Origin of the sequence: Metabacillus fastidiosus NBRC 101226 (genome assembly GCF_001591625.1) — a bacterium.
Taxonomy (GTDB): Bacteria; Bacillota; Bacilli; order Bacillales; family Bacillaceae; genus Metabacillus; species Metabacillus fastidiosus.
Genome location: NZ_BCVG01000129.1, coordinates 1 through 9,227, shown reverse-complemented (window position 1 = coordinate 9,227; position 9,227 = coordinate 1). Strand labels below are relative to the sequence as shown.

Here is a 9,227-nt window from a genome sequence, read left to right as displayed (position 1 = left end):
ACTTCCTCGAATTGCTAGAACTTTGAAGGGGGAGTCTCTTACTGACCGTTAAGGCTGGGATAAATGGATACATCTCCTCAAAAGCACAAAAACTCTTAAAACAAGATGCTTTAAGAGTTTTTATCATTATTGTAAATATGTTAATGGATCAACCGCATTAGCTTGTCCATTCCAAGGACCATTATGGATTTCGAAATGCAGATGCTTCCCAAATGAACGCCCTGTATTTCCCATTAATCCAATTTGCTCGCCTTTACTTACGGAACCGCCGCTAACGAGTCTTTCTTCTAAATGTGCGTAAACTGTTGTAAATACTTTTCCGTCAATATTATGAGAAACGAAGATAACATTTCCATAACTGCTTGAATAATAAGAACGAATAACTGTTCCATCCGCTGCAGCTACTACTGGTACATTTGCTGCACTGTTTGCTATATCAATTCCCGCATGGAGCTTGCCCCAGCGATGTTTAAAACCAGATGTAAAGCTTCCGTTTGCCGGCCACATAAAAGTACCGCTAGTAACTGCAGGTGCTGGCGCGGAGCTGCTTACAGATGATTTTTCGCTTGAACTTGAGCTTGAGCTTGATGATGATTTTGCAGCAGCTTCTTGAGCACGTTTCGCTTCTTCTGCTGCTCTTTTTCTTGCTGCTTCCGCTGCAGCTTTTTGTCTAGCTTCTTCTGCTTTTATAATCTTCTCTTGCTCTTTAAGGAATGCAGCCTCGTCTTCAAGTTTATGAAGTTCATGTACTGCTTCATCATGTTCCTTCTCAACTTTAGCCATTAATTTTTCTTTTTCTGCTATTTGTGCATTTAATTCTTTTTTCAAAGTTTCGAGTTCTTTTAATGCTTTTTCAAGCTTTTTGAGCTTACTATTTAGATCTGCCTCTGCTTGCTCTAGTATCTTCATGTCTCTTTCATGTGCTTTAAGAATTTCCTTATCCGCTTCGACGATCGTTGATACAGCGCTTATACGGCTAACCAAATCACCGAAATCTTGAGCACCTAGAAGCACATCTAAATAACCGACAGCTCCTCCACTTTGCTGAAGGGAGCGCGCTCTTTCTTTTAATACTTCATTTCTCTCTTCAATTCTCTTTTTTACTTCTTCAATTTTCTTTTTTAGCTGATCAATCTCTTTTTTAGTAGTAGTAATACTTTCTTCTTGCTTACGGATTTTGCCGTTCGTATCAGCCACTTGAAGATCAATGCGTTTAATCTCTTTATCAAGTTTATCCTGTTCTGCTTTTAAATCTGAAATTTGATCCTGCTTATTATTTATATTAGAGTCTACATTGGATTTTTCCTGTTGGATCTGTTGTTTTTTCTTATTCAAATCTTCTGCAAATACAGGCTTGCTTTCGATTGGAAACAATAAACTGCTTGCACCAATGACTGCTGTTATAGAAAAAGCCATTAGTTTTTTCCCCATTGTGAATCCTCCTCTATAGATGCAAAAAAAGCGCAAATGCTTGCAATGCTCCAAAAAGTACTCTCTGCCTTCCAATTTGGAACTGCCAGAACACTTGCGCCAGACACCGATTATTTATCTAAAACTAGTAAGCTTGAAAGTTTACCAGTTATACTTTTAAGAATTTACGTACAGACATTAAGCTTCCCCATACACCGATTAACGCACCAATAAACAGTAAAAGCGCTGATACTTGGAAAACGAATGGATTGTATGGCAACAGTTCGAAAAAGCCGTCCTGGAGATATGGTAATGCCCAAGTATAAACGAGATTGTAGGAAAAGATAACAACCAGAATTGGGATTACAGCACCAAAGACACCTAGTAATAAACCTTCCAGGAAGAAAGGCCAGCGGATAAATCCGTTTGTTGCCCCAACTAGCTTCATAATTTCAATTTCCCGTCTGCGGGCAAAAATTGTAATTTTAATCGTATTAGAAATTAAAAACATCGCTGTGAAAATAAGGCCAATAATTAAACCAAGTCCGATATTACGGGAAACTCCAACTACTTTAAATAGTTTTTCAACTTCTCCTTGACCATACTTTACTTTAGCAGTATTTTTAAAAGTTTCAATTTCTTCCGCTATTTTCTTTGTATCATGCGGATCTTTCGCTTTTACAATGAACACGTCATTTAATGGATTTTCCTGTTGAAACAGCTGGAATGGCTCTCCTTCGTCTCCTAAACTCTTAATCAAGTTTTCCAGTTCTTTATCTTTTGGTGAAAATACGACACTTTCAATCTCTGGAATTTTCTCAATTTCCTGCCTTAATGTATCTTGAGCCGCTTTATCCGCGGTTAAATCAATATGTACACGGACTTCCACATCATTTTCAAGATTATCAGCAAAATTATTCAAATTCATCATAATGACGATAAATGTACCAACTAGAATAAGAGTTACTGTTACAGCACTTATAGACGCAAAAGTCATCCAAGTGTTCCTTGCTAAACTTTTTAAGCTTTCCTTAAAATGACGGCCAAGAGAATTAATCGTATTCATAGAATCCATACTCCCCTCTTGCTTCGTCACGCACAATCTTTCCAGCTTCGATGGCGATGACACGTTTTTTCATCGTGTTTACAATCTCCTTATTATGGGTAGCCATAACAATAGTAGTACCACGATTATTTATTTCTTCAAACAGATACATAATCTCCCATGATGTATCAGGGTCAAGATTCCCCGTCGGTTCATCTGCAATAACAACACCGGGATTATTTACGATCGAACGAGCAATCGATACACGCTGCTGCTCCCCTCCTGACAGCTCATCAGGGAAAAATCTCGCTTTATGCTTTAATTGGACTAAGTCGAGTATATCTAGCACTTTTCTTTTTATTTCTCTCGGATTCTCACCGATTACTTCAAGAGCAAATGCAACATTTTCAAAAACCGTCAGCTTTGGTAATAATCTAAAGTCTTGGAAAACAACTCCGATATTACGTCTTAATAACGGTACTTTCGATTCTTTTAATGTTGATAAATCTGTTCCGTTAATAATAATTTTTCCACTTGTCGGTCTTTCTTCACGATACATCATTTTCGTAAATGTTGATTTCCCTGCACCACTTGGACCAACAACGTAGACAAATTCACCTTTATTAATTTTTACGTTTATATTATTAACAGCTAAAACTCCATTTGGGTAAGTTTTACTTACGTTAGTCATTTCAATCATAATAAACCACCTAAAGTTGTATTTTATAACAAAAGTCATATCCTTTGTCTAAATATGTCGAATAAGTATTTCCGACAAGACCTTGTTTCATAAACTACAAAACACATTATAACATCAAATTTCGTCAAGAAGTGGCTAATTTTTATTACATTTTCATGTCAATACCTTGAAACGATTGAAATATTGGGATTTATTTCATAGAAAATAAATCCTTCTATTATGTGTAATATAATGTATTCTATTGCTGGCTCATCGGATAGGAATAGGGAAAATAGCCTCTAGTAACACAAGGTTTTTTGTCGAATAATCGATGTTTTAAAAGATGCTCTCATTCCGGGGATATAATTCAAATTTCGTAGATAAATAGAAAGAAGCAAGGCAGTTATCTAAGTAATAGTACTTACATAGCTGCCCTCCTGCTAAAACATAATGCTTGTCTTATTTTTTCTGAGCAAGCCAATCAGCAACAACGGAAGCCTCTTCCTCACTTACAAGGCCCCCTGGCATGCCACCTTGTCCTTTATTAATGATATTTTCAAGTTGTGCTTTATCGTATTTGCTTCCGATTTCTTTCAGTGAAGGAGCATTAGCACCTTCTAAGTTTTGTCCATGGCATTGTATACAGCTTTTACTCGTAATTTCTTCTGCACTTGCAGTAGTTGCTGTTCCTCCAGTTGACTCGCCGTTATCTTTTGCATTGTCGCCACCGCCGCCACATGCAGCAAGAACTAGAGATGTTCCAAGTACTAGACCAAGAGCTTTTAGTTTCATAGTAAAATCCCCCTTAATTGGTAATAAACATGCACATTTATTATAACCTATTCAGGATCTTTTGAAACCCTCTCCAACTACTTCTGAAGCATCCATTACAGTAACAAAAGCTTCCGAATCAATACTTTTTATCAGTTCCTTCAATTTTGTGAACTCTGTCTGTCCGACAACACATATAAGAACAGGTCTTTCATTATTTGTAAATCCCCCGTATGCCGATAATCTTGTTACACCGCGGTCGAGTTCATGAAGAATTGCATGCTGAACTTCCTTTTCCTTATTTGTTATAATCATCGTCATCTTTGAACGGCTAAAGCCAATTTGTACAACATCTATTGTTTTACTTGTGACATAAAGGGCAATTAAAGCATACAGTCCCCCTTCAATATCAAAAACAATTGCAGCTGCCAGAACGATTAACCCATCAATAATCGCTACACAGATACCTAAGGTTAAACCGGTGAATTTATGAATAATTTGTGCCGCTAGATCCGTTCCCCCTGTAGAAGCTTTCCCTCGGAAAACAATCCCTAATCCAAGGCCGATTCCAATTCCGCCGAACAATGCACCAAGGAGCGGATCTTTCGTTATCGGGTCCATATCCTTGCTTAAATAAACGATAAATGGGAGAAAGATTGTTCCAACTAAAGTTTTAAGCCCAAACTGCTTTCCAAGAAAAATCACACCTGCAATAAAAAGAGGAATATTTAACGCCCATTGCACATATGCCGGTTCAAAACCGAACATCGCATCCATAATCGTACTTATTCCGCTCACTCCACCTGAAGCAACACGATTTGGAAGTAAAAACAGATTAAAAGCAAGAGCAACGATAGCCGAGCCAATTAATATAAAAATAAGTTCAATAATCTTTTGAAATAAAGGATTATCCTCATAACTCCCATACCTTCTTCTCCTCATTTAATATACCTCCGGCTATTGAAGCTTTTTATCCTGTTCTTAACAGGCAGCATATTCAATTTATAGTTTTCACATTTTAGGCGAAAAGATGTAATGTGAATTATTTGGAATGCGGCTTTGACTCATGATTACGTGATCTTGACTTAGGTCTCCGTATATTCGGATCATAATTGTATAATGATCTCAAATTAGAATTAGTTTCACTAAGTAATTATATTCAATCACTTAATTATTCATGTTTTTCCATAAAAAAACGATCACCTTATAAAAGGCAATCGTTCTTCATATTCTATGAAAGTTTAGAGCGTAGGAACGCATCAATAAACGGATCAAGTTCCCCGTCCATTACGGCGTGGACATTTCCGATTTCTGTATTTGTACGGTGATCCTTTACCATTGAATATGGGTGGAACACATAAGAACGGATTTGGCTTCCCCAGCCGATATCTTTTTGCTCCCCACGGATTTCTGCTAATTCTGCTTCTTGCTCTTCAATTCGTTTTTGGTAAAGTTTCGCTTGAAGCATCTTCATTGCACGCTCACGGTTTTTAATCTGTGAACGCTCTGTTTGACAAGTTACAACCGTATTTGTCGGTGTATGGGTAATCCGAACAGCAGAGTCAGTTGTATTAATATGCTGACCACCTGCACCACTCGCACGATATGTGTCAATTTTCAAATCTTCGGTACGAATTTCAATATCAATATCATCATTGAATTCTGGCATTACTTCACATGAAACAAATGATGTATGACGGCGGCCTGATGAGTCAAACGGTGAAATACGAACGAGACGGTGTACCCCTTTTTCTGCTTTTAAATAGCCATATGCATTATGGCCTTTAATTAAAAGAGTAACACTTTTAATACCAGCTTCATCCCCTGGTAAGTAGTCCAATGTTTCAACTTTAAATCCTTTATGTTCTGCCCAACGAGTATACATACGTAATAACAGTGAACCCCAGTCTTGTGATTCTGTACCACCAGCACCTGGATGAAGTTCTAAAATAGCGTTATTTTTATCATGTTCCCCACTTAATAATAAATGAAGTTCAAATTCATTTAACTGTTCCGTTAAATCTTTTAGTTCTGTTTCAAGCTCTTCTTGAAGTTCTTCATCAGGCTCTTCTTTTAAAAGTTCATGAGTTAATTGAAGATTTTCATATGATTCATTTAATTCATGAAACTTGTGAACCATATCCTTTAAAGCATTTGCTTCATTAATAACTGTCTGCGCTTCCGACTGATTATCCCAAAAGTTTGGTGCAGACATTTGATTATCCAATTGCTCAATACGCGCCTCTTTAATATCTAAGTCAAAGAGACCCCCTAAAGTCAGCAAGACGACCTGCTGTTTTTTCTAATTCATTACGGATTTCTGCTATTTCCAATTTAATCACCTCTAAAATTTATCCTATCCTTAACTGACAGTAAGACCCCCGCGCTTCAACCTTCTAAAAATTCGAGGAAGTTAAACGGGCGATCAACTGCCCATAAAGGTCCGTTTCATTCAACTAACCATCAGGGAATAAATCCTGATGGAGCTTCCAGTTTATCATGAAAAAGAGCTATCTCATAAGCCACTAATATCCCTATAAACTAATTTCCACTGAAAGACTCCCACCGCTAAATCCCTTAATCTACTGGATTCTCGTGAAGGGGTCTTTCAGCATGTTACCCCAATGGGTTGCTCTTTACCCATTGGGGCAACATGCTTTATTTCCCGCAGCACTGCTTATATTTTTTACCGCTTCCGCAAATGCAAGGCTCGTTACGACCTACTTCGATTTGCTTTCTTTTCGGTTTTCTTTTCGGCTGTTCTTCGCCTTCATTTGAACTTGCATGGACAGCTGTTTGACCTTGAACAACTTCCTGACGTTCTAAATTATTACGGATTTGTGCTTTCATAATGTATTTTGCAACATCTTCTTCAATAGAAGCGATCATTTGCTCAAACATTGCGAAGCCTTCCATCTGGTATTCACGAAGCGGATCTGTCTGACCATAAGCACGAAGGTGAATACCTTGACGAAGCTGGTCCATCGCATCAATATGATCCATCCATTTCGTATCGACAGCACGGAGTAAAATAACTTTCTCAAACTCACGCATCTGTTCTTCACCGAAGTCTTCTTCTTTTTGATTGTAATGTGCAATTGCACGTTCAAAAATCAATTCTGACATTTCTTCCGGCTCTTTACCACGAAGATCATTAATTGAAAGCTCGCCTTCAGTAAGAATATTAGCATTCATATAATCAACAATACCGTCCAGATTCCATTCTTCAGGAAGCTCTTCTCTCGGTGTGCTGGCATTTACAGCACGTTCGATTGTCGCTTGAAGCATTTTTTCCACGATATCTCGAAGATTTTCCGCATCCAGCACTTCAAAACGCTGTTTATAAATAACTTCACGCTGCTGACGTAATACATCATCATATTGAAGCAATTGTTTACGCGCATCAAAGTTATTTCCTTCCACACGTTTCTGGGCTGACTCCACTGCACGCGATACAATTTTACTTTGAATCGGCTGTGTGTCATCCATTCCGAGACGGTCCATCATCGTCATCATATTATCTGAACCGAAGCGGCGCATTAATTCATCTTCCATCGATAAATAAAACTGTGTAATACCAGGGTCCCCTTGACGGCCTGAACGACCTCGGAGCTGGTTATCAATACGGCGTGACTCATGGCGTTCTGTACCGACAACAGCTAAACCACCAAGCTCGACAACACCTTCACCAAGCTTAATATCCGTACCACGTCCAGCCATATTTGTCGCAATCGTGACAGCACCTTTTTGACCGGCTGATTCAATAATTTCCGCTTCTCTTTCATGGTTTTTCGCATTCAATACATGATGCGGCACACCTTTTTTCTTCAGCAGCTGTGAAATAAGCTCAGATGTTTCAACGGCTACAGTACCGACTAAAACTGGCTGACCAAGATCATAACGCTGTGACACATCTTCTACTACTGCACGGAATTTCCCTTCCATGGAGCGGTATACTAAATCCGGTCTGTCATCACGTGCAATATCCCGGTTTGTAGGAATCGCAATAACCTGCATATTATAAATATTTCTAAACTCTTCTTCCTCTGTTTTCGCTGTACCTGTCATTCCAGATAGCTTTTTATACATACGGAAGTAGTTTTGGAACGTAATCGTCGCAAGTGTCATACTTTCATTTTGGATTTCAAGACCTTCTTTTGCCTCAATCGCCTGATGCAGACCATCACTGTAGCGACGTCCCTTCATTAGACGTCCTGTAAAGGAGTCAACGATAACAACTTCGCCTTCTTCAACGACATAATCTACATCGTTTTGCATAACAACATGCGCTTTTAAAGCCTGGTTAATATGATGGTTTAACGAAACATGGGAAAGATCAAAAAGATTTTCGATCCCAAATGCACTCTCAGCTTTTGTAATCCCGTCTTCTGTCAGCTGAACAGCTTTTGTTTTCACATCATATGTGTAGTCTTCTTCCACTTTTAAATTACGGACGAAGCCATTTGCCTGAACATAAAGCTTTGTCGATTTCGCCGCTTGGCCGGAAATAATTAAAGGTGTTCTCGCCTCATCAATTAAAATCGAGTCAACCTCATCAATAACCGCAAAATTTAACGGGCGCTGCACCATTTGCTCTTTATAAAGCACCATATTATCACGTAAATAATCAAAGCCAAGCTCATTATTAGTGGAATATGTAATATCTGCAGCATATGCCTCGCGTTTTTCATCTTTATCTAAAGAGTTTAAATTAAGCCCGACTGTTAAACCGAGAAATTCATATAATTTCCCCATCTCATGGGCATCACGGCTTGCTAAGTATTCATTCACTGTTACGACATGAACCCCTTCGCCGGAAAGTGTATTTAAATAAACAGGCATCGTAGAAGTTAATGTTTTCCCTTCCCCTGTTTTCATTTCTGAAATATTACCTTCATGAAGGGCAATCCCCCCCATTAGCTGAACTTTATATGGATGAAGTCCAAGTACACGTTTTGCTGCCTCTCGTACGACTGCGAAAGCTTCTTTTAGAAGATCATCAAGCGATTCGCCTTTTGCAACCCGCTCCTTAAACTCTGCTGTTTTTGCTGTTAATTGTTCATCAGATAACTGTTCCATCTGAGGTCTTAAAGCCTCGATTGCATTCGCCATTTTTTCATAGCGATTCAATGTTCGTTTATTAAAATCAAACATTTTGTTCAACATTCCAAGCATCATGAACGCTCCTCTGTATTTAGAGTAATAAATTAACGAATTTATCTTGAATAACGGCCAATAAGACTCCTGCTTCAAAGACATGGAGCAAGCGATCAAACTGCCTGTAAAGCCCAATTATTTTATCCCAGCCTTAACGAGCAGTAA

The 9,227-nt window shown here is 38.4% G+C and carries 7 protein-coding genes; all 7 read right to left on the bottom strand.

The window, feature by feature from the left end:
* Positions 1-126: 126 nt before the first annotated feature.
* A complete protein-coding gene (locus tag BFA01S_RS19275) occupies positions 127-1,431 on the bottom strand; it encodes a murein hydrolase activator EnvC family protein (RefSeq protein ID WP_066234699.1) in 1,305 nt (434 codons plus the stop codon).
* A gap of 148 nt (positions 1,432-1,579) precedes the next feature.
* On the bottom strand, positions 1,580-2,476 hold the full coding sequence (ftsX, locus tag BFA01S_RS19270) for a permease-like cell division protein FtsX (RefSeq protein WP_066234705.1): 897 nt from the start codon (positions 2,474-2,476) through the stop codon (positions 1,580-1,582).
* A complete protein-coding gene (ftsE, locus tag BFA01S_RS19265; RefSeq protein WP_066234697.1) occupies positions 2,463-3,155 on the bottom strand; it encodes a cell division ATP-binding protein FtsE in 693 nt (230 codons plus the stop codon). The genes ftsX and ftsE overlap by 14 nt, the downstream gene beginning before the upstream one ends.
* Before the next feature lie 438 nt (positions 3,156-3,593).
* On the bottom strand, positions 3,594-3,926 hold the full coding sequence (gene cccB / locus BFA01S_RS19260; RefSeq protein ID WP_066234694.1) for a cytochrome c551: 333 nt from the start codon (positions 3,924-3,926) through the stop codon (positions 3,594-3,596).
* 51 nt (positions 3,927-3,977) lie between these two features.
* Positions 3,978-4,847 carry a YitT family protein gene (locus tag BFA01S_RS19255; RefSeq protein WP_066234690.1) on the bottom strand — a complete coding sequence of 290 codons (870 nt, stop codon included), beginning with the start codon at positions 4,845-4,847 and terminating at the stop codon, positions 3,978-3,980.
* A gap of 289 nt (positions 4,848-5,136) precedes the next feature.
* A protein-coding gene (gene prfB, locus BFA01S_RS19250; protein WP_156483930.1) for a peptide chain release factor 2 occupies positions 5,137-6,238 on the bottom strand; the annotation gives its coding sequence in 2 pieces (ribosomal slippage) (positions 5,137-6,165 and positions 6,167-6,238; 1,101 coding nt in all).
* Positions 6,239-6,563: 325 nt separating this feature from the next.
* Positions 6,564-9,080: a preprotein translocase subunit SecA gene (gene secA, locus BFA01S_RS19245; RefSeq protein ID WP_066234688.1), complete on the bottom strand. Its 2,517-nt coding sequence runs from the start codon at positions 9,078-9,080 to the stop codon at positions 6,564-6,566.
* Between the last annotated feature and the right edge of the window lie 147 nt (positions 9,081-9,227).